We start from the raw sequence: 20,090 nt of genomic DNA, 5'->3' as shown, positions 1-20,090 counted from the left end.
CGAACGGATGCGCATCCAAATCGGCAGGCAGAGGAAGGAGATCCTCCAGCTGCAGCGGGCGGGCATCGGGACGGCTTCGGCCGAAGCGCTGCTGTCGCGGATGGAGGCGAAGGTCGAAAGTCTCTGCGCCCAGCGCGACGCGCTGAAGAGTGCGGAGCCGCATCACAACAAGGGCAGGGTGCTCGGTGGGAGGACATGGTGAGCAGGCGATGGTTCGACGATGAGAGAGACCTGTCGCCCTTCTTGACTGCGCTCGAGGACGTTCGCCGCAAGGCGACGCGGGAAGGGTGGTGCTATGCCCACGTCCAGGCCATCATCGTGGCGATCGACCAGTATGCGGAAGCCGCGACAGGCAACCGCGAGTATTTCCTCAACAAGCCGGTTTCGATCGGCGACGGCCGGAAGGCCGCGGACATTCCGTGAGCGGGCAATGCCCTCGTATCGTTGCCCGTGCATCGCATCGAGGCTCGTCGCTGGTTCTACGCCGATGTTCGCCAAGCGACGGCGCGCAGCTACGCCGTCATCGCAAACTTTCCGCTGCGCTCTCGTTACGAAGGCGAGATCGCAGCATAAGGTGAAAGCACGCGCGCTCGCTGCTCTGCTGCGGAGCGGCGTCGCCGGCAAGCAAGCCTTGCAGGAGGCTAGGCCGCAAGCCGTTGATCGACAGGGACCGTCAGCAATTTGAGCGCTTCTGCATGTGCAAGGTCGGGGACCGCGATCGCCGTGTGGCTGTACATCGCATGCGTCCGCGATTTTGCAATCCTGTCCAGGATCTCGCTGCCCTTGATGACGTGGAGGCCCATGCCATCATCGGTGGGGAAAATCGCCAGCACCACGTCGTAAGCCGCGATGACGGCCCTGAGCGCTTCGGCTTTGTCTTCGGCGACGTCGACAAAAATACGAACATCAGCTGCGAGTTCACGCAGCTCGTTAAAATCCAGCACTGTGAGGATACTCCAACGCAACCAACCTGATTGGAGCTTGGCCGCGTTAGGTTACTGAAGTGTCAACAACGCCTGCGGAGCCACAGGTTTCACGCCGGGGTGACACGGCGGGTGGGATCAACAGGAGTCTCGAACAGCGAAAGCCCCGCCTGGGGGACAGCGGGGCTCTCTGGCGGGGTGAAGCTTCAAGGACTGCAATCATAAGACGCGGCAGCCGCCGAGTGGTTCAAAAGAAAGCGGGCATGTCCCGGCGGCATCGTTCACAGCAGGCCGGGCATCCCTGAGAACCCGTGCTTGCGTTTTCGGCCTCGATGGGTTCTAAGCCCGATCACTTCATGACTTCTGGCATGAATCAGCAGCGTGCCCCCGCGGTCCGGCGGCGTCCCCAGCAGGAATTGCGCGCGCCCCCATTCAGAGGAATTCAGACATGGCGAAGATGACGAAGACCCAATTGATCGATGCAATTGCCGAGGGCACGCAGCTTTCGAAGAACGACGTGAAGTCGGTGATCGAGTACATGGCGACGGTCGGCTACAAGGAGCTCAACGAGTCCGGCGAGTTCGTCATTCCCGGCTTCGTGAAGATGTCGGTGGTGAACAAGCCGGCGACCGAGGCCCGCATGGGCATCAATCCCTTCACCAAGGAGCCGATGCAGTTTGCGGCGAAGCCCGCGAGCAAATCGGTCAAGGCCTCGCCGTTGAAGGTGGCGAAGGACGCCGTCTGAGCCGCCGGCGATGTCGTTGCGGCGGGCTCTTTCGCGACGGCGCAACGATCAATGACTGAAGAAGAGGTGGTGCTCGGCGATGGCGATGCCGAACACCGCCACGACGATCGGGGCTTCGCAAGAAAAAACCCCGCGCTTTCGCGCGAGGCTCTTCTCCTGACGGCGTTGGGATTTCAGCGCCTGGCCGTCAGCATACGCGTAACTTAAAGTTGAAATTCCAAAAAGCAACAGCGCCGCGATGACGGAGTATGTTCGTCAGGCGGCGCTGCCGTGTGACTGGGCGCTGAAATCCCCAGCATCCATAGGTGCTTGCCGCGCCGAAAAGGTTCAGCGCGAAAATCTCTCGCGGGAGGCTGGACTTTTCGTTCTCTTTTTGTTCTAGTATGAGCCGCCTTGGTGGACCATTGGGAGGTGCTCATGACCGTCGAAAAGCAGCGCGAAGTGATCAGGCTGTGGAACGAGCTCAGGAAGCTCGAAGGCCCTGCCGCAGAAGAGCTCCGCATCCAGATCCTCGAATGCTTCGCGAAGGACAAGCCGAAGCGGGCGGCTTGATCTACCGTCGACGACACGCGGCAAGGCGCAAGCGCGGCCCCGTTCTGGCGGCTCGCGCTTGTTTGTCGCCGCAGAGTTTGCCCGCGAGGAGTCCTGCCGCTGACGCTGCGAGCGCGCACGCTTTCATCGATCGTTAGGAATCGCTCCACGCTGATTTTTGCGACTCCGATTCGTTCTTCGAGAACGAAATGGAGTCGGATGCAGAACAAGTTGCGCCTGCCGGCGCTTGCGCAAAGGTAAGGCCATCGGAGCCGCAAGTGCCGCGGCCGGAATCGACGTCGACCGATGAGACGTGATCGGAGCGTGGCGCACCGTTTGTTAAGAACTGCTCCGCGCCGATTTCTGCGATTCCGATTCGTTCTTCGAGAACGAAATGGAATCGAAGCTGGAACAAAACCGCGGCCGGTGTTTCGCCGCTCGTTGCGGCAGAGGTGCCGCCTCTGGTCTGCCTAACGATAGCTTGCGCGGATGCCGATAACCCTATCCGGTTAGGTTAAAAGCCCAATCGCGTTGCGCGTGCCGCGGGTTGGGGTAGGTGTCTGGCAAAGACAAGCAAGAAACGACTTTGCCAACAAGCAATTTTGGCCAAGAGGCGATTTTGCCATGATGCCTTTTTCAGAGCCGTCCTTTTACCAAGGCGACCGGCACACCTACCGGCGCGTCGCCATCGTCGGCGCGCTGTTCTGTCTCGCTTTCGTGATGATCAGCTTCTCGCTGCGGCCGCAGGCCGAGGACACGCGCGTTGCGGTCAAGGCCGACCGGCTGGTGCGCACGGCAGGCCAGGCGGCGCGCGCCAATTAGCGCTCGTCGCCGCAGCTGCGCTCGTCGGCCGGTGCTTGCGGCCAGGCGCCGCCGCGCGAGGCGAGCGCCACGAAGCCGGCATAGCCGGACAGGTTGAGCAAGATTTCGAGCCAGACGGGCATGTCGGGCCTCTTTCCTTCCGCTCAGCGTGGGGAGGACTCAACGTCCGCGCGCAATCCCGGTTCCTTGCTCCCGCAAAGAAACTCAAACGGGAGAGGAGGGGTCCTCCGCCCCGCTGGCAGCAATCATGGTCTGCTGCCCAATTGCTCCCGTGAAACTGAAAACCCCGCCAGCATCGCGGAGATGCTGACGGGGCTTCGTGCTGTTTGCCTCTACCCGGATGGCGGAGGCTCTCGCACTTAACAAGTCAATCCGCATCCGGCGATTTCGTTCCCGCTGCATCGACGTTTTTGACCGCGGTCGGTTCCCGGTCGGTTCCTGCCGCTTGCGCAACCATCGCAGGCGCCCGCGGTTATCCCCGCAAGACGCGAAGGAGGACATCATGAAGAGAACACTGGCAGTTCTGGCCACCATCGCGGCCGTCGGCGTGACGGCAGTTGCGGCTCCTGCGCCGGCCGAGGCGCACCGCCGCGGCATCGGTCCAGGCCTCGCATTCGGCCTTGCCGCCGGCGCGATTACCGCGGGCGCGATCGCAGCCTCTCGCCCCTATGGCTATTACGGTCCCGGCTACGGCGATTATTACGGCCCGAGCTATTATTATGGACCGGGTCCCTACGCCTATTATGGCGGACCGTACTACCGCCATCGCCACTACTGGCGCCATTGGTAGTCGCCAATAGCGAAAAGCCCGGAGCGAGGCTCCGGGCTTTTTCCATTCGCATGCTTCGCGCCTGCTTGCGCGACGATCCTACGGCCAGAGCGATGGCCGCTCGACCTTGCGGGCATTCTCCAGCGTCGACACGAAATATTCTTCGCGCTCGCGCTTGAACTTTTCCTGCGTGGCACGGAAGGCGGCGACACGGGCGGCGATCTCGTCACGCTCACGCGCTTTGCGTTCTTCGTCTTCGGTCATGTCAAATCCCCTCTATACATTGAGTATGGGCACATCCGAACCCAAGCGCTGCCGCCGCAATCACGTTGAGTCGCGTCAACACATCCATTGGCGCTCCTGAATGGGGCGTCAATGGGGAGGAGGCATTGCAGGATTGTGATAAGCGAAGGCCGAAAAAAATTGCCGGGCGCGTTGCGTTCGCGCTTGATAAGAGCGTCAACGATCTTGCCGCTTGCGCATGTTGCTGTCAGGCAAAACGAGTCGGGAGGCGTGATTGATCGCATCGGATCTTCAGCGCGGCGTCGAGCGCCTCGGCGACCTGATCGCCGAGGCCAGGGCCATCGTACCGTTCACCGGCGCCGGCATCTCGACCGAGTGCGGCATTCCCGACTTCCGCTCGCCGGGTGGGATTTGGACGCGTCACCGTCCGATCCCGTTCGACGAGTTCGTTGCGAGCCAAGAGGCGCGGGACGAATCCTGGCGCCGGCGCTTTGCGATGGAGGAGGTCTTCGCGGCGGCGAAGCCCGGCCTCGGCCATCGCGCCTTGGCCTCGCTCTACCGCGCCGGCAAGGTTCCCGCCGTCATCACCCAGAACATCGACAATCTGCACCAGGCCTCGGGCTTTGCGCCGGAACACGTGATTGAACTTCATGGAAATACAACTTATGCGCGTTGCATCGGGTGCGGGCAGTCCTATCAGCTCGACTGGGTGAAGCGCCGCTTCGACGACGATGGCGCGGCGCCCAACTGCACCGCCTGCGACGAGCCGGTGAAGACCGCCACGATCTCCTTCGGCCAGATGATGCCGGACGACGAGATGCAGCGCGCGACCGCGCTGTCGCAAGCCTGCGATCTCTTCATCGCGATCGGTTCCTCGCTCGTGGTCTGGCCGGCCGCGGGCTTTCCGATGATGGCCAAGCGCGCCGGTGCACGTTTGGTGATCATCAATCGCGAGCCGACGGATCAGGACGACATTGCCGATCTCGTCATCCACCACGACATCGGCGAGACGCTCGGGCCCTTTGTCGGCAATTGAGGCATCAATTTGATTCGCGGCTGTGCAAGCTGTTCATAGGTTCCGGCGAATCTCTTTTTTGTCTATGCGCCGCAACCGGGAGTGTTATCTTTTGAGTCGAAAGATTCGCGTCGCGTCGAATTGAGAACATTCTCTTAAGACGCGTGATTCGAGCGCCGCCAATGTGGCGGGTTGCATGGCAGTGTGGGGTCCGGGGTTATGGGGTCGTCGGACGGATTTGAGTCCAAGAAGCTTGGAGTTCCCGGGCAGGGCACGTCGCCCGGGCGAATGACGCCGGGCGAACACGGCGGTGCCGGCCGCGAGAGCGCACTCAGTCCATTCAGCGGGCTTGGTGAGGCCGGCGCCAATCTCGTCGAGGTCCACGGCGTCATCAAATGGTTCGACGCCTCCAAAGGCTATGGCTTCATCGTTCCCGACAATGGCTGGCCGGACGTCCTCCTGCACGTGACCGTGCTTAGGCGCGACGGCTTCCAGACGGCTTATGAAGGTGCTCGCATCGTCGTCGAGTGCATCCAGCGCGCCAAGGGTTACCAGGCCTTCCGCGTCGTCTCGATGGACGAGTCGACCGCGATCCATCCGGCGCAAATGCTGCCGCCGCGCACCCACGTCACGGTCACCCCGACCAGCGGGCTGGAACGGGCCCAGGTCAAGTGGTTCAACCGGCTGCGCGGCTTCGGCTTCCTGACCTGCGGCGAGGGCACGCCCGACATTTTCGTGCACATGGAGACGCTGCGCCGCTTCGGCATGACCGAACTCAGGCCGGGCCAGTATGTCCTGGTCCGCTTCGGGCCCGGCTCCAAGGGCATGATGGCGGCCGAGATCCATCCCGAGACCGGATCGCCGGGATTGCAGTCGCACTAAGCGCGGGGAGACTCTCGCTCTGGCTTCCAATCCCGCCAGCTTCCAATTCCCGCAATCGTGAGCAGAGGCGCGCTGGCAACCCAGTGCGCCTCTTTCTTTTCCGGCGGCCGCCGCGTAAGGACTGGCCCAGTCCCACGCCTCGAGAGCCCCCATGAACTTTGATCGAAAGGCCGTCTGGTCCGCTCTGAAGGGCTGGCTTGCCGCCATCCTCGTCATCGCCGGCTGGGCCGTCGCGAGCGCGCCTGTCGGCGCCGCCAGCTTCCAGCCGCTCGAGATCGTCACCAAGAACGGCGTGCAGGTGTTCTCGGTGGAAATGGCAACGACCGAGGAGGAGAAGCAGACCGGCCTGATGTATCGCAAGGAATTGGCCGACGGCAAAGGCATGCTGTTCGACTTCAATCCCGAGCAGGAAGTGTCGATGTGGATGAAGAACACTTATGTTTCGCTCGACATGATCTTCATCCGCGCTGACGGCCGCATCCTGCGCATCGCCGAGAACACCGAGCCGTTGTCGACGAAGATCATCTCGTCCCGGGGGCCCGCCCGGGCCGTCCTGGAGGTGGTGGCGGGAACGGCACAGAAGTACGGCATCCGACCTGGTGACCGCGTCGGCCACCCCCTGTTCGGCAGCAAATAGGGCGGGCAGGGGCGATTGCGCCCCTGGCCGGCGGCTTTGGAAGCTTGCTGGCGCCTTTGGAAGCTTGCTGGCGCTCCGGGAAGCGTGTATCGACGGGGCTCGCCGGACATTCGGGGTATAGCGCAGCCTGGTAGCGCGGCAGTTTTGGGTACTGCAGGTCGTTGGTTCGAATCCAGCTGCCCCGACCAGTCCCGAGGTTGAATGTCATGTGGCGCTGGCCTCAGGTCAGCATCTAACCGGCAATGGCCAGGCATCCACACGTCCAGCCGCCCGCGTCGCGCGGCATCGGAAAGGCTTCATCGAACCTTCGGGCGTCGCCATAGACAAATCTGTGTTGGGGATTTCAGCGCCCAATGTCTAAACGGACGCCGCCAAGCGATGATACTCCGCTTGCGCGGCGTTGCGCTTTTCCAGCCGCGCTGGTCAGCTCGACGCGTGCCAGCCGGGCGGAAACGGGACGAACGACCAGGCCGCCTGGTTGTCGTTGGCGGCTTGCGGCGGCTCTTGTGACGGCGTTCTCACCATCGGCGCGGGCGGCACCATTCGGAGCGCGAGGCGCAGACGCGCACATTGCAGTTTCATTATTGTTGTTCCCCCGCAAACCAATTGTTTCCAAACGTCCGGTTGCTTGCAAAGTTCAGTCTAGAAATCACCGTGCGCCGAAACGGCGCGCTCGTTCTCAAATCACATGCATTCTAGAGAACCCGGCGCTGGCTTTCAACCGATCGCGCCTGCTCAAGAAGTAAGGTTGATCGGTTAGGTTAAAGGCGCGCGGCTGTTGGCGAAGAGGCGGCGTAGCTGCCGCCTTTCTCAGGCAGCCTTTCTCAGGCAGCCTTCGGCTCTGCAGCCGGCTTTGCCGGTGGCGGCTTCAGCGGCTTGTCCTGCTTCTTCGACCACGAGATGTAATAGGCCACCGTCGTCATGATCGCGATGCCGGCGACGCTGACGAAGATCTGCGCGAGCAGCGAGCCCGAGCTCATCGACAGCTCGAAATGGCCGACGAAGGACAGGAACACGCCGACGCAGAACACGGCGAGCGACTGCTGGCCACAGACGATCAAGGGATCGAACACCCTCCACTCCAGCCCCGGCCACTCCTTCGGCACGAACCGGATCACCAGGATCACGATCACCACGAAATGGAGGAACCGGTACGGCGCAAGATTGGTCTTGTCATTGGGGTTGAAGGCCGAGAACAGCCATTCCGGGAACATGCCGCCGAGGGCGGGGAAGCGGCCGGCCATGGTCATGACCAGCGCGAACAGGAGATAGAAGAGGCAGACCCACAGGGTGATCGGCGAATTGATCAGCGCGATCGAGCGCCGCGCACCGCCCATCGCGCACCAGGCGCCGAACACGAACAGCACCTGCCAGCAATACGGGTTGAAGTACCACTGTCCGGCCGGATAGGCGTTCAGATTCCAGCCGAAGTGGCGCGCCGCCAGCCACAGCACGATCGCCAGCACCATCGTCAAATCGGGCTTGCGCAGCATGAACCACAGCACCGGCGGAAACAGGCCCATCAGGACGATGTACAGCGGCAGCACGTCGAGATTGAGCGGCTTGAAGCGCAGGAACAGGCCCTGGCGCAGCGTCTCGGTGGCGTTGTCGACGAGGCCGGCGACGTTGAACTCGTTGATCATCTCGGAATCGCCGAAGCGCAGCGCCAGATAGCTGATCGAGGCGATGTAGATCACGAACAGGATGATGTGGGCGACATACAGCTGCCAGACCCGCTTGGTCAGCCGCGTCGCGCCGACGATGAAGCCGCGCTCCAGCATCATCCGCGCATAGACGAAGGAGGCGGTATAGCCGGAGATGAAGACGAACAGATCGGCCGCGTCGGAAAAGCCGTAGTTGCGGGTCGTGATCCAGTTCACGACGTTGTCGGGGATATGGTCGAGAAAGATCGCCCAGTTCGCGACACCGCGAAACAGGTCGAGCCTGAGGTCACGGCCCTTTTCAGGGAGCGTGGCGTTGATGTTCAGGAAGGCCATGCGACGGGGGCTCTCGAAGAGGTCGAAGACGCTGATATCGGCGAGACGGTACCGCCGGGCGGGATGCCGGCGTGGGAGGCGGGTACGCAATTGTCACGGTGCAGCATAATGACTATACCGTTGCTGAGGGTGCCGGGGGCCGGAATCACCGTTCAGTTTCCAATCGGTGTCTCTATACTATCCCCGAGATTTCCACCAACTGCCACCGTGACGCATCGAAATCGAACGAAAAGACGAAGAGGCCCGGACCAGCCATGACCGCACGCATTTTCAAGCCCGCCAAGAACGCGATGCAATCCGGCCGGTCCAAGACCAAGGAATGGCAGCTCGACTACGAGCCGGAGCTGCCGCGATCGGTCGAGCCGCTGATGGGTTGGACCTCGTCGAGCGACATGAAGCAGCAGATCACGCTGCGCTTCCACAGCAAGGAAGAGGCGGTCGCCTATTGCGAGCGCAAGGGCATCGCCTACCAGGTGATCGAGCCGCAGGAATCGATCCGCCGGCCTGCCGCCTATGCCGACAATTTCTCGTTCCGCCGCGGCGAGCCCTGGACGCATTAAGGGGCCGTTCTGATCAGAGATGGGGCCGCGTGAGCTCGGCCTGCATGGTTCGCCCGGCGATGCGGAGCATCGTCCGGACGCCCGCTTTGGGCGGGCCCCTCACCATGAGGGTCTAATATCCTGCCGCGAAACGTGACCTCATCCTGAGGGCCCGTCGGAGGCGGGCGTCTCGAAGGATGGGCCGCGGGCAAGCTTCCCGCCACGCTTTTCCAGCCTCGGGGAAGCCTAAGGTGGTTGGCACCAATCTCGCCCCGTGCTTCGCTGCCTCGCATGACACGACCATGGCGAGGTAGGGTATGGCGGGGCGTGACCAGCTCGACGGCGTCGACCTGAAGATACTATCCGAACTGCAGCAGGACGGGCGGGTGCGCAACAACGAGCTGGCGCTGCGCGTCGGGGTGTCCGCGCCGAACTGCCTGCGGCGGCTGAAGTCGCTGTTCAGCCGCGGCGTGATCCGGGCGGTGCGCGCCGTCATCGACGAGCGACGGCTCGGTTTTGAGGTGGTGTCGTTCGTCTCGATCCAGCTCGGCAGCCAGGCCCAGCCGGTGCTGGAGGCGTTCGAGAACTCGATCGCCGCGATTCCGCGCATCCAGCAGTGCTGGCGGATTTCGGGCGACACCGACTATCTCCTCAAATGCGTCGCGCCGAGTGTCGAGAGCATGCGCCAGCAGCTCCTGCATTTCGCCGCGATGCCGAACGTAAGGAACGTCCGCAGCTTCCCCGTGCTGGGCGTCGCAAAGGATGTGCCGCTGCCGTTGCAGGAGGTCGCTGCGGCGGCGCCGGCGGGATAGGGATCCGAATGCTCCCGCGGACAAAACGGAACTTCACGCAATCCGAATTATGATGCATGAGTCAATCACCTAACTGTGACATGTGAGTTGCGAAGTCCTGCAATGCGCTGAGCCGTGATTGTCGGTTTCCCGGGCCCGCCTAGATGCCAGGTGTGACCCTCAGCGCGCCCGGGCATGCCGAGGGACTCTTTTGTGGGACCCTGAAGCAGGAAAAGACGCCATGACATCGATTTCGAGGACGTTCGTCGCATCCGCTGCGACGCTGTTTGCATCTGCGTTTCTCATGATGACCGCACCGGCTGCCAAGGCCGATGACTTCTGCATCACCAACGGCGCGCAGGCCGCGCACGGCTGCGGCTATCCGACGATGGAAGCCTGCCGCCAGGCCGCCGGCGGCATCGGCGGTACCTGCTCGCAGGTCGGTGGCGCGAAGACCAATACCGACGCATTCGCTTTCCAGCCGAAGCAGACCCAGCCGCGCGGCAAGCTTCGCTCGGGCGGCCAGACCAACTCCAAGTGATGCCTGAATTCGAGACCGGTTTTGAGGTCTTGCGGCTTCCGAGGCTTATCTCGGGGGCCGTAAGTTCTTGAGAGGCGCGACATCGCGTGCCGCATGTCTCATCGCGAGCCTCAGCCCCAGGCGATGCCGAAGGGGAGGACGTCGACCCCAAAATTAGACGCGGCCGTGTGAACTGCCTCACAGAGTGGCGATCCGCGCGGGTCCATGCTTTCCAGAGGTCGCCCGAATTGTAGACGGGCCGGATTGAAACCTGGGGAAGCGCGTCATGGCTCCCAACCCGATTTTCATCAGCCACCGGTCTGAATACGGCCGGATAGCCCGTGCGATGAAGAAGGTCATTGAGACCGCTTCGCACGGACAAATCGATGTCTTCATTTCGGAGGACATCCCGCGCGGCAATGAATGGCGGCCCTCTATCGAGCAACATCTTCGCACAGCGCAAAGCCTGTTCCTGCTTTACGGCGCGCCCTATGAGGACTGGTCCTGGTGCTTTTATGAAGCCGGATATTTTGCCGCCGCAAAACCGGCAGCCACCGATCGCCGGATCTTCTGCCTGATCCGCCCGAACGTGACCCCGCCGGGTCCGCTCAGCCACCTGCAGATGCTGACGAGCAAGGATCAGCTCATCAAGGAGTTGATCGGCATTTTCGAGAGGAACGCCATCGACGTCGATGCCAGCGAGTTGCGCGGGCTGGTCGGCAAGCTGGATAGCGGTCTGTTCAGCGAGATTCGCGAATTCGACGGCTATCCGCGCGTGCATTTCGTGGCCTCCGACGCCGAACTCGCCCATGGGGAGATTCCCCCTGCGGCCCAGTTCACCGGCGACGACAATGTGCTCGGCGATCTCTTCACCATCCAGGCGCAGTCCGTACCCTGGTGCAGGGTCCAGAGGCTGGCAAATACCGAAACTGGAAGGCAGAACTTCGTCTACAAATGGCTCGAGGAAACCGCGCAGATAGTGCTTGCGGCGCGCGAGAACGAATTCGTTGCGCCGCAGGCCGTACTGATCGGGCGCGGCGGCCGGCGCTACCGGACCTTGCTGCACCGGGCTCGTGTCCAGGGCGATGGCGATTACCGCTGCGAATTCCTGGCGATCGAGGAGGTCGGCGGGCCCCTGACCGGATTGTCGAGCAAGCTGCTCTCGCTATTGACCGCCATCCGCATGGGCTACCGGTTCAGGTCCGAGATCATCCAGAAATTCCCTGCCGATTTCGACGCGCAATCGTCCGACGAGCGCGAGCGCCGGATCCAACAGATCCCGCGCGTGATCGAGGACCTGACGGTTGAATCGCGCACACGTGGCAATATCAGCACGGAGGACTTTCTGGCGGCATTCGACGAGGTCGAAACCGAGAAGATGTCGCGTCTGCTGGACTACTGGCCGATCCTGGCCCGCGAGATGTACAAATCGCTGGGGCTGTCGAGCGATGGAAAAACCGTCATTCGGCCGGGCCTTGTCGGTTCGGAGGTCGAACGCTATCGCACGGTCCTCAAGGCCATGCGGCTGCTCAACATCGAGTTCCTGTCGCGGAGCTGCGCGCGCGTCGCACAGATGATGAAGCGATCCGAGCAGGAATTGACCGACAACGCCAAGGCGCTCGAAGACGCCGTCAAGGCGCTGACCGGTCCGGATGTCAAGACGGCGGCGTGATGCCTGCGCGGCTCACCGATACCGGCCGCGAAAATCGCGCGGGCTTGTGCCGGTCCAGCTGCGGAAGGCGCGCGAAAAGCTCTTCTCGTTGCGGAAGCCGGCGATCTCCGCGATGCGCTTGATCGAGGTGCGGCCGCGCATCAGCTCCTGCTTTGCCAATTCGAATTTTGCTTCTTCCTTGAGATCGCGCAGCGAGGTGGACTCCTCTCGCAGGCGGCGATGCATGGTGCGGGTGGAGAGCGCGAGCTCGCTCGCGACGTCCTCGGCACCGAGCACCCGCCCGCGCGCAGTGCGCAGCACGCGGCGGACGCGCTCGACCAGCAGCCGGTCGCGCCGATAGGGCAGCACGGTGAGCCGGAGCGCGCCCTTGAGCATGTTGTCGAGATCGGCGGCGCTGCGGGTCAGCGGCAGCGAGAGATAGTGCTTGTCGAAGACGATGGCCGCGCGATCCGCATCGAAGCGGACGGTTCGGCAAAAGATGGTCGGATAGACCGACACGTGGGCGGGCTCGGGGAAAGGGAACCCAGCCGCGCGGAGCGCGATCTGGGAGTCGACAGCCCAGCACGAGAAGCCGAGCACGTAGCGGAACAGGGTGACGAGACAAAACTCGCGGAAGGGCCCGAGGTCGCGCAGCTCGCGGATCGAAACGACAGCGGTCTCGTCGCCAACCTCGAGATCGAGCAGCACATCCTCGGTGACCAGGCGGTGATGCCGGCACCAGCGCTTGAGCGCGACCTCCAGCGTCGGTGCGGCGATCGAGGCCCGGCACAGCATGCCATAGGTGCCCCATGGCAACCGGCGCGAGAACCAGCCGAGCGCCTCATCGTCGAGCTCGCGCATGGCATGGTCCGCCAGGGCCTCGAACTGGGCGGCGGTGACCCTGCCATCCGGAGAATTGACAAGCTCCGGGGTGACCTGGCCCCGGCTCAGCGCCGCCGCGGGATCGCGGCCGTATCGCTCATAAGCGGCGACCACGCCGCGGACGAAGGCGGCGGGGGTCACGGCGCGGCGCGGGATTGCGGTGGCAGCTTGAAAAGGCATCGGAATTCCCTTGGAAAATCCTCGCCAAGTTTGGCAGAAAATGCAACCTTTTCGACCGCAACAGGGCCGGGACCGGGCTAGGTTCGGACCCCAAAACACGGAGGAATCGCCTTGAACATCCCGAGCATCGATTTCGATCTGGGCGAGGACATCAGCCTGCTGCGCGACACGCTTCGCTCCTTCGTGGAGGCGGAGATCACCCCGCGCGCCGCCGAGATCGAGAAGGCCAATCTTTTCCCCGCAGACCTCTGGAAGCGCTTAGGCGACCTTGGCCTGCTCGGCATGACCGCGCCGGAGCAATATGGCGGCTCCAACATGGGCTATCTCGCCCATATCGTCGCCATGGAGGAGATCTCGCGCGGCTCGGCGGCCGTGGGCCTGTCCTACGGCGCCCATTCCAACCTCTGCGTCAACCAGATCCGCCGCAACGGCAATGACGCGCAGCGCCAGCGCTATCTGCCCAAGCTGATCTCCGGCGAGTATGTCGGCGCGCTCGCGATGTCCGAGCCCGGCGCCGGCTCCGACGTGGTCTCGATGAAGCTACGCGCCGACAAGCGCGGCGACCGCTACGTGCTCAACGGCTCGAAGATGTGGATCACCAATGGCGGCGACGCCGACGTGCTGGTGGTCTACGCCAAGACCGATCCGGAGGCCGGCCCGCGCGGCATGACCGCGTTCCTCATCGAGAAGGGTTTCAAGGGCTTCACCCACGGCCAGCATCTCGACAAGCTCGGCATGCGCGGCTCCAACACCTATCCCTTGTTCTTCGACGAGTGCGAAGTGCCGGAGGAGAACGTGCTCGGCAAGGTGGGCGAGGGCGTCAAGGTGCTGATGTCCGGCCTCGATTATGAGCGCGCGGTGCTCTCCGGCGGCCCGCTCGGGATCATGGCGGCCTGCATGGACGCTGTCGTGCCCTACATGCACGAGCGCAAGCAGTTCGGCCAGCCGATCGGCGATTTCCAGCTGATGCAGGGCAAGCTCGCCGACATGTATTCGACCTGGCAGGCCACGCGCGCCTATGTCTATGCGGTCGGGCGCGCCTGCGACCGCGCCGACCACGCGCGCAGCTTACGCAAGGATGCGGCGGCTGCGATCCTCTATTCCGCAGAGAAGGCGACTTGGATGGCGGGCGAAGCGATCCAGGCGCTCGGCGGGGTCGGCTATACATCCGAATTCCCTGTGGGGCGTCTCTGGCGCGACGCAAAACTCTACGAGATCGGCGCCGGTACCTCCGAGGTGCGCCGCATGCTGATCGGCCGCGAGCTGATGGCCGAGACGGCTTAAATCCTTCACCTCATTGGAATCAACATGCAGCTCCATTCCAGCATCGATCCTTCTTCGTCGGACTTTGCACGCAACGCCGAATCCATGCGCGGCCTCGTCGCCGATTTGCGCGAAAAGCTCAGCCAGGTCTCCGGCGGCGGCGGCGAGGCCTCGCGCAACCGCCACACCGCGCGCGGCAAGATGCTGGCACGCGAGCGCGTCGACCTCCTGGTCGATCCCGGCACCTCGTTCCTGGAGCTGTCGCCGCTCGCGGCCTACGGTCTCTATGGCGGCGATGTGCATTCGGCCAGCGTCGTCACCGGGGTGGGGCGCATCTCGGGGCGCGAATGCGTGATCGTCGCCAATGATGCCACCATCAAGGGCGGCACCTACTATCCGATGACCGTGAAGAAGCATCTGCGCGCGCAGGATATCGCGCGACAGAACAATCTGCCCTGCGTCTACATGGTGGATTCCGGCGGCGCCTTCCTGCCGCTGCAGGACGAGATCTTTCCGGACGAGCGCCATTTCGGCCGCATCTTCTACAATCAGGCGCAGATGTCCTCGCAGGGCATTCCGCAGATCGCGATCGTGATGGGCTCCTGCACGGCCGGCGGTGCCTATGTCCCCGCGATGTCCGACGAGAGCATCATCGTGCGCAACCAGGGCACCATCTTCCTCGGCGGTCCGCCGCTGGTGAAGGCCGCGACCGGCGAGGTCGTGAGCGCGGAGGAGCTCGGCGGCGCCGACGTGCATTCGCGGCACTCCGGCGTGACCGATCACTATGCCCAGAACGATGCCCATGCGATCGGGATCGCCCGGCGCATCGTCGGCACGCTCAAGCCTTCCACGCGGCCGAACCTGAACATGCATCCGCCGCGCGATCCGCTGTTCGCGGCGGAGGAAATCTACGGCGTGGTGCCGGTGGACGGCCGCAAACCGTTCGACGTGCGCGACATCATCGCGCGTGTCGTCGACGGCTCCGAGTTCGACGAGTTCAAGAAACTCTACGGCACGACACTGGTGTGCGGCTTTGCCCATATCTGGGGCTATCCCGTCGGCATCATCGCCAACAACGGCATTCTGTTCAGCGAGAGCTCGCTGAAGGGCGCGCATTTCATCGAGCTGTGCTGCCAGCGCGGTATTCCCCTGGTGTTCCTGCAGAACATCACCGGCTTCATGGTCGGCAAAAAATACGAGGCCGGCGGTATCGCGCGCGACGGCGCCAAGCTGGTGACCGCAGTTGCGACCGCCTCCGTGCCGAAATTCACCGTCGTGATCGGCGGCTCCTACGGCGCCGGCAATTACGGCATGTGCGGCCGCGCCTACGCGCCGCGCTTCCTCTGGATGTGGCCGAACGCGCGCATCTCGGTGATGGGCGGCGAGCAGGCCTCGATGGTGCTGAGCCAGGTCCGCCGCGACAATATCGAGGCCAAGGGCGATAGCTGGTCCAGGGAGGAGGAAGATAAATTCCGCGAGCCCATCCGCGCGCAGTATGAGAGCCAGGGCCACCCATATTACGCGACCGCGCGCCTGTGGGACGACGGCGTGATCGACCCCGCCGACACGCGCCTCGTGCTCGGCCTCGGGCTCTCGGCGGCGTCGAATGCGCCGATCGAGCCGACGAAATTCGGCCTGTTCAGGATGTGATGCGATGGACCGCTCAAAGCTCTACCGCCGTTTTCGCACCCTCCTGATCGCCAACCGCGGCGAGATCGCCTGCCGCGTCATCCGCACCGCGCGGGCCATGGGCCTGCGCACGGTCGCGGTCTATTCCGACGCCGATCGCGACGCGATGCATGTCGCGCTCGCAGACGAAGCCGTGCTGCTCGGGCCCGCACGTGCCCGCGACAGCTATCTCAATGTCGAGCGGCTGATCGAGGCCGCGCGCAAGACCGGCGCCGAGGCCGTGCATCCCGGCTACGGCTTCCTTTCGGAAAATGCCGAATTTGCGCGAGCCTGCTTCGACGCCGGGCTGGTGTTCGTCGGCCCGACTGCCGGGATGATGACGGCAATGGGCTCGAAGTCCGGCTCGAAAGAGCTGATGGAGAAAGCCGGCGTGCCGCTGGTGCCCGGCTATCACGGCGATGCGCAGGACAATGCGACGCTGGCGAAGGCGGCCGAGAAGGTCGGTTTCCCGGTTCTCGTGAAGGCCTCCGCCGGCGGCGGCGGCCGCGGCATGCGCATCGTGCGCTCTGCGGCCGAGCTGGAACCTGCGATCGTCAGCGCCAAGCGCGAGGCGCTGGCCGCGTTCGGCGACGACCGCATGCTGATCGAAAAGTACGTCGATAATCCCCGGCATATCGAGGTGCAGATCATCGGCGACAGCCACGGCAATCTCTTGTCGCTGTTCGAGCGCGAATGCACGTTGCAGCGGCGACACCAGAAGGTGATCGAGGAGGCGCCATCGCCGACGCTCAATCCTGCCCAGCGCGAGACGGTCTGCGCCGCCGCGCGGAAGGCGGCGGGCGCGGTGAACTATGTCGGCGCCGGCACCATCGAGTTCGTCTCCGACGGCAAGGACGTGTTCTTCATCGAGATGAACACGCGCCTCCAGGTCGAGCATCCCGTGACCGAGCTGATCACCGGCGTCGATCTCGTCGAATGGCAGCTTCGCGTCGCCTTCGGCGAGGCGCTGCCGCTGAAGCAGGACGAAATCCGGCTCAACGGCCACGCCGTCGAGGCCCGCGTCTACGCCGAGAACCCGACCAAGAATTTCATGCCGTCGGTCGGGAAGATCTCGACCTGGCGGCTGCCGGCGGAGACCGGGGGCCTCCGCATCGACGCCGGCTATCGCGAAGGCGATACGGTCTCGCCGTATTATGACGCCATGCTGGCCAAGGTGATCGCGTGGGCGCCGACGCGGGATGTTGCGATCGAACGGCTCAATCGCGGGCTGGAAGAGACCGACGTCCGCGGCATCGTCACCAACATCCCGTTCCTGTCGTCGCTGATGACGCATCCGAAGGTGCGGACGAATGCGATCGACACCGGCTTCATCGAGCGCGAGCTGGCGGTGCTGACCGCCGCAGCGCCGGCGCCCGGAGAGCTAGAGCTCTGCGCCGCCGTCGCCGCAATCGTCAACGAGGAGCGGCAGGCCGCGCTAGCCGACGCGAGTTCACCTTGGCAGACCTTCGGCTGGCAGCCGGTCGGTCGCCGCCAGCGCAGCTTTGCCTTCCGCGTCGGCCATGGGCCGGAGCAGAAGATCACGCTGAACTATGGCAGCGGGCCGTCCACGCTGGTGATCGGCGAACGCGAGCTGGCGTTCACGATCACGGCGAAGGACGGCGGCTTCGATCTGACGCTCGACGGCGTCAAATCGTCCGTCGCCGCCGTGATCGACGGCCATGAGCTGTATTTGCGCACGCGCAACGGCCGCTTCGACCTGCACTGGGTCGATCCGTTCGGCGGCGAGAGCGAGGAGCATGTCGGCGAGGACAAGATCGCAGCGCCGCTGCCGGGCACGGTCGTCGCCGTGCTGGCCGAGGAGGGGGCCAAGCTGGAGAAGGGTGCGCCGATCCTCACGCTCGAGGTGATGAAGATGGAGCAGACGCTGCGCGCGCCCTTTGCCGGCGTGCTGAAGTCCATCAAGTGCAAGATCGGCGATATCGTGCAGGAGGGCGTCGAGCTCGCCGTGGTCGAGCCTGCGGGAGAATGACATGAGCGATCAGGTCCGCATCATCGAGATGGGGCCGCGTGACGGCCTCCAGAACGAGAAGACGCCCGTCAGCGTCGAGGCGCGCATTGCCTTTATCGAGGCGCTGGTCGGGGCCGGCCTCGATACGGTCGAGGTCGGCGCCTTTGTCTCGCCCAAGGCGATCCCGCAGATGGCAAGCTCGGACGCCGTGCTGCGCGGCGTCGCGCATGTGAAGGGCGCCGAATTTCACGTGCTGGTGCCGAACGAGAAGGGCTATGACGCCGCGCGTGCCGCGGGCGCCAAAGTGGTCTCCGTGTTCGCGGCGGCCTCCGAAGGGTTTTCGCGGGCGAACATCAATTGCACGATTGCGGAGTCCATCGAGCGCTTCAAGCCTGTGCTGGCGCGCGCCAGGGACGATGGCGTCAAGGTGCGCGGCTATATTTCCTGCGTGCTGGGCTGCCCGTTCGATGGCGAGATCAAGCCGAAGGCGGTGGCCGATCTCGCGAGCACGCTGTTCGAGCTCGGCTGCTACGAGATCTCGCTCGGCGACACCATCGGCGTCGGCACGCCTGTTAGGGCGAAGGAGATGCTGCGCGCGGTCGCCGCCGACATCCCGGCGGCCAAGCTCGCGATGCATTTCCACGACACTTACGGCCAGGCGCTCGCCAACCTCTATGCGGGGCTGGAGGAGGGCGTCCGCGTCATCGACGCCGCCGCGGGCGGCCTCGGCGGCTGTCCCTACGCGCCGGGCGCGACGGGTAACGTCGCGACCGAAGACGTCGTCTACATGCTCGAGGGCATGGGCATCAGGACCGGCGTTGATATGGAGAAGCTGCTGGCGGCGACGAACGCGATGAGCATCGTGCTCGGCAAGCCGCCGGTGAGCCGCGTGGCATCGGCGTTGAATGCGAAGAAGAAGCGGGCTGCGACGTAAACCCGCTTGCGGCGCATTCAGGTGCCCTAGGGTGGGCAAAGGCGCGAAGCGCCGTGCCCACGATCTTTCGCGATCATTGGCAGAAGGTGGGCACGCTTTCGCTTTGCCCACCCTACGAGACCTGCCGTTAAGCCGCCTTCAGCCCGACATCCGGCAGGCGCGGGCGGTTCTTGAGCGCCCTGGCCATCATGGCCTCGACCTCGGCCTTCTCCTGCGGCAGCAATGCAAGGCGGGGCGGGCGGGTCAGCGCGGTGCCGCGGCCCATGATGTGCTCGCACAGCTTGATGCACTGGACGAGATCGGGGCGGGCATCGAGATGCAGGAGCGGCATGAACCATTCGTACAGCGGCATGGCTTCGGCATAGCGCCCAGCCTTGGCGAGGCGGAACAGCGTCTCGCCCTCGCGCGGGAAGGCGTTCGACATGCCGGAGACCCATCCCACGGCGCCCATGGCGACGCTCTCGACGATGACGTCGTCGAGGCCTGCGAACAGCACGAAGCGGTCGCCGACCATGTTGCGGGTGTCGATGAAGCGACGCGTGTCGCCCGAGGAATCCTTGAAGCAGACCACGGTCTCGACGTCCGCGAGCGAGGTCAGGATATCCGGCGTGACGTCGTTCTTGTAGATCGGGGGATTGTTGTAGAGCATCACCGGCAGGTCGGTGGCGCTGGCGACGGCGCGGAAATGCGCGGCGGTCTCGTGCGGCTTGGACGAATAGACCAGCGCCGGCATCACCATCACGCCGTCGATGCCGACACGCGCGGCTTCCTTGGCGGTCTCGACCGCAAAGGCGGTGGTGAATTCGGCGATGCCGCACAGCACGGGCACGCGGCCGGCCGCGACCGACTTCGCCGCTTCCATGATCGCGACCTTCTCCTTGCGCTCCAGCGAGGTGTTCTCACCGACCGAGCCGCAGACGATCAGGCCGGAGACGCCGTCGCGGATCAGTCCGTCCATGACCCTGGCGGTCGCATCGATGTTGAGCGACAGGTCGTCGTTGAATTGCGTGGTAACGGCCGGGAAGACGCCTTCCCAGGAGATGCGTGGGCTCATTGTTTGGCTCCGATTGACATTGTGCCGGCGGATCGTTCGATCCGCCGGGCATTTGACGTGAAGGTGGTGGACGAG

General features: G+C 64.0%; 25 protein-coding genes and 1 tRNA gene. 19 read left to right on the top strand and 7 right to left on the bottom strand.

Annotated features, from left to right (window positions below; genetic code table 11):
- The first annotated feature begins 7 nt into the window (after window positions 1-7).
- Entirely contained in the window at window positions 8-202 is a 195-nt protein-coding gene (locus JQ566_RS16310) for a hypothetical protein (protein WP_349643327.1), read from the top strand.
- Window positions 196-423 (top strand): hypothetical protein, encoded by a 228-nt coding sequence (locus JQ566_RS16305; protein WP_212373445.1) that lies wholly within the window; start codon window positions 196-198, stop codon window positions 421-423. Before JQ566_RS16310 ends, JQ566_RS16305 begins: the two co-directional genes overlap by 7 nt.
- Window positions 424-641: 218 nt before the next feature.
- On the opposite strand, the gene JQ566_RS16300 is transcribed toward JQ566_RS16305, so the two are convergent.
- The gene (locus JQ566_RS16300) at window positions 642-944 is read right to left on the bottom strand and encodes a hypothetical protein (RefSeq protein ID WP_212373444.1); all 303 of its coding nucleotides are present in this window, start codon (window positions 942-944) and stop codon (window positions 642-644) included.
- A gap of 427 nt (window positions 945-1,371) precedes the next feature.
- Here JQ566_RS16300 and JQ566_RS16295 point away from each other — a divergent pair, with 427 nt between their 5' ends.
- The 4 genes from JQ566_RS16295 to JQ566_RS16285 all read left to right on the top strand — a co-directional run bounded on the left by JQ566_RS16295 (window position 1,372) and on the right by JQ566_RS16285 (window position 3,021).
- A complete protein-coding gene (locus JQ566_RS16295) occupies window positions 1,372-1,668 on the top strand; it encodes an HU family DNA-binding protein (RefSeq protein WP_008558895.1) in 297 nt (98 codons plus the stop codon).
- A 51-nt stretch (window positions 1,669-1,719) separates the two neighbouring features.
- A complete protein-coding gene (locus tag JQ566_RS16290) occupies window positions 1,720-1,875 on the top strand; it encodes a hypothetical protein (protein ID WP_212373443.1) in 156 nt (51 codons plus the stop codon).
- Between the two features lie 210 nt (window positions 1,876-2,085).
- Window positions 2,086-2,220, top strand: coding sequence for a hypothetical protein (locus JQ566_RS34865; RefSeq protein WP_283814352.1), 135 nt, complete (start codon window positions 2,086-2,088; stop codon window positions 2,218-2,220).
- A gap of 603 nt (window positions 2,221-2,823) precedes the next feature.
- Window positions 2,824-3,021: a hypothetical protein gene (locus JQ566_RS16285; protein WP_212373442.1), complete on the top strand. Its 198-nt coding sequence runs from the start codon at window positions 2,824-2,826 to the stop codon at window positions 3,019-3,021.
- Here JQ566_RS16285 and JQ566_RS34860 read toward each other — a convergent pair.
- Complete coding sequence (locus tag JQ566_RS34860; protein WP_283814351.1) at window positions 3,018-3,143, bottom strand: hypothetical protein; 126 nt, start codon at window positions 3,141-3,143, stop codon at window positions 3,018-3,020. The two genes, JQ566_RS16285 and JQ566_RS34860, sit on opposite strands and share 4 nt — an antisense overlap.
- Window positions 3,144-3,523: 380 nt before the next feature.
- Here JQ566_RS34860 and JQ566_RS16280 point away from each other — a divergent pair, with 380 nt between their 5' ends.
- Window positions 3,524-3,811: a hypothetical protein gene (locus tag JQ566_RS16280; protein ID WP_212373441.1), complete on the top strand. Its 288-nt coding sequence runs from the start codon at window positions 3,524-3,526 to the stop codon at window positions 3,809-3,811.
- A gap of 78 nt (window positions 3,812-3,889) precedes the next feature.
- Here JQ566_RS16280 and JQ566_RS16275 read toward each other — a convergent pair whose 3' ends face one another.
- Window positions 3,890-4,054 carry a hypothetical protein gene (locus JQ566_RS16275; protein WP_162832225.1) on the bottom strand — a complete coding sequence of 55 codons (165 nt, stop codon included), beginning with the start codon at window positions 4,052-4,054 and terminating at the stop codon, window positions 3,890-3,892.
- Window positions 4,055-4,307: 253 nt separating this feature from the next.
- Here JQ566_RS16275 and JQ566_RS16270 point away from each other — a divergent pair, with 253 nt between their 5' ends.
- The 4 genes from JQ566_RS16270 (at window position 4,308) to JQ566_RS16255 (ending at window position 6,755) form a co-directional block, all read left to right on the top strand.
- Window positions 4,308-5,069 (top strand): SIR2 family NAD-dependent protein deacylase, encoded by a 762-nt coding sequence (locus JQ566_RS16270; RefSeq protein ID WP_212373439.1) that lies wholly within the window; start codon window positions 4,308-4,310, stop codon window positions 5,067-5,069.
- A 198-nt stretch (window positions 5,070-5,267) separates the two neighbouring features.
- Window positions 5,268-5,930 carry a cold-shock protein gene (locus JQ566_RS16265; RefSeq protein ID WP_212373438.1) on the top strand — a complete coding sequence of 221 codons (663 nt, stop codon included), beginning with the start codon at window positions 5,268-5,270 and terminating at the stop codon, window positions 5,928-5,930.
- A gap of 151 nt (window positions 5,931-6,081) precedes the next feature.
- A complete protein-coding gene (locus JQ566_RS16260; RefSeq protein WP_027574477.1) occupies window positions 6,082-6,567 on the top strand; it encodes a DUF192 domain-containing protein in 486 nt (161 codons plus the stop codon).
- 111 nt (window positions 6,568-6,678) lie between these two features.
- A tRNA-Pro gene (locus JQ566_RS16255) sits at window positions 6,679-6,755 on the top strand.
- Window positions 6,756-6,990: 235 nt separating this feature from the next.
- Here the strand turns inward: JQ566_RS16255 and JQ566_RS16250 are convergent.
- Together JQ566_RS16250 and JQ566_RS16245 are read right to left on the bottom strand one after the other, a co-directional pair.
- Window positions 6,991-7,149 (bottom strand): hypothetical protein, encoded by a 159-nt coding sequence (locus tag JQ566_RS16250; protein WP_212373436.1) that lies wholly within the window; start codon window positions 7,147-7,149, stop codon window positions 6,991-6,993.
- 242 nt (window positions 7,150-7,391) lie between these two features.
- Window positions 7,392-8,564, bottom strand: a complete 1,173-nt coding sequence (locus JQ566_RS16245; RefSeq protein WP_212373434.1) for an OpgC domain-containing protein — start codon at window positions 8,562-8,564, stop codon at window positions 7,392-7,394.
- 254 nt (window positions 8,565-8,818) lie between these two features.
- On the opposite strand from JQ566_RS16245, the gene JQ566_RS16240 reads away from it, so the two are divergent.
- From JQ566_RS16240 to JQ566_RS16225, 4 genes are all read left to right on the top strand, one after another.
- A complete protein-coding gene (locus JQ566_RS16240) occupies window positions 8,819-9,124 on the top strand; it encodes an ETC complex I subunit (RefSeq protein WP_212373431.1) in 306 nt (101 codons plus the stop codon).
- A 296-nt stretch (window positions 9,125-9,420) separates the two neighbouring features.
- Window positions 9,421-9,915 (top strand): Lrp/AsnC family transcriptional regulator, encoded by a 495-nt coding sequence (locus JQ566_RS16235; RefSeq protein WP_212373429.1) that lies wholly within the window; start codon window positions 9,421-9,423, stop codon window positions 9,913-9,915.
- A 220-nt stretch (window positions 9,916-10,135) separates the two neighbouring features.
- Entirely contained in the window at window positions 10,136-10,435 is a 300-nt protein-coding gene (locus JQ566_RS16230) for a DUF3551 domain-containing protein (RefSeq protein ID WP_212373427.1), read from the top strand.
- A 265-nt stretch (window positions 10,436-10,700) separates the two neighbouring features.
- Window positions 10,701-12,086, top strand: coding sequence for a TIR domain-containing protein (locus JQ566_RS16225; RefSeq protein WP_212373425.1), 1,386 nt, complete (start codon window positions 10,701-10,703; stop codon window positions 12,084-12,086).
- A gap of 12 nt (window positions 12,087-12,098) precedes the next feature.
- On the opposite strand, the gene JQ566_RS16220 is transcribed toward JQ566_RS16225, so the two are convergent.
- On the bottom strand, window positions 12,099-13,127 hold the full coding sequence (locus tag JQ566_RS16220; RefSeq protein WP_212373423.1) for an AraC family transcriptional regulator: 1,029 nt from the start codon (window positions 13,125-13,127) through the stop codon (window positions 12,099-12,101).
- 111 nt (window positions 13,128-13,238) lie between these two features.
- On the opposite strand from JQ566_RS16220, the gene JQ566_RS16215 reads away from it, so the two are divergent.
- Genes JQ566_RS16215 through JQ566_RS16200 form a run of 4 tightly spaced genes read left to right on the top strand, consistent with a single transcriptional unit; the run spans window position 13,239 to window position 18,961 of the window.
- A complete protein-coding gene (locus tag JQ566_RS16215; protein ID WP_212373417.1) occupies window positions 13,239-14,411 on the top strand; it encodes an isovaleryl-CoA dehydrogenase in 1,173 nt (390 codons plus the stop codon).
- Window positions 14,412-14,435: 24 nt separating this feature from the next.
- Complete coding sequence (locus JQ566_RS16210; protein ID WP_212373414.1) at window positions 14,436-16,040, top strand: carboxyl transferase domain-containing protein; 1,605 nt, start codon at window positions 14,436-14,438, stop codon at window positions 16,038-16,040.
- 4 nt (window positions 16,041-16,044) lie between these two features.
- On the top strand, window positions 16,045-18,048 hold the full coding sequence (locus JQ566_RS16205) for an acetyl/propionyl/methylcrotonyl-CoA carboxylase subunit alpha (protein ID WP_212373411.1): 2,004 nt from the start codon (window positions 16,045-16,047) through the stop codon (window positions 18,046-18,048).
- A 1-nt stretch (window position 18,049) separates the two neighbouring features.
- Window positions 18,050-18,961, top strand: coding sequence for a hydroxymethylglutaryl-CoA lyase (locus JQ566_RS16200; protein ID WP_212373409.1), 912 nt, complete (start codon window positions 18,050-18,052; stop codon window positions 18,959-18,961).
- Between the two features lie 127 nt (window positions 18,962-19,088).
- Here the strand turns inward: JQ566_RS16200 and JQ566_RS16195 are convergent, their stop codons facing one another.
- The gene (locus JQ566_RS16195) at window positions 19,089-20,015 is read right to left on the bottom strand and encodes a dihydrodipicolinate synthase family protein (protein ID WP_212373407.1); all 927 of its coding nucleotides are present in this window, start codon (window positions 20,013-20,015) and stop codon (window positions 19,089-19,091) included.
- Window positions 20,016-20,090 lie beyond the last annotated feature (75 nt).

This window comes from Bradyrhizobium sp. SZCCT0231, from assembly GCF_018130245.1.
In the GTDB taxonomy this organism is placed as follows: Bacteria; Pseudomonadota; Alphaproteobacteria; order Rhizobiales; family Xanthobacteraceae; genus Bradyrhizobium; species Bradyrhizobium japonicum_F.
This window is presented reverse-complemented; position numbering and strand designations above follow the sequence as displayed.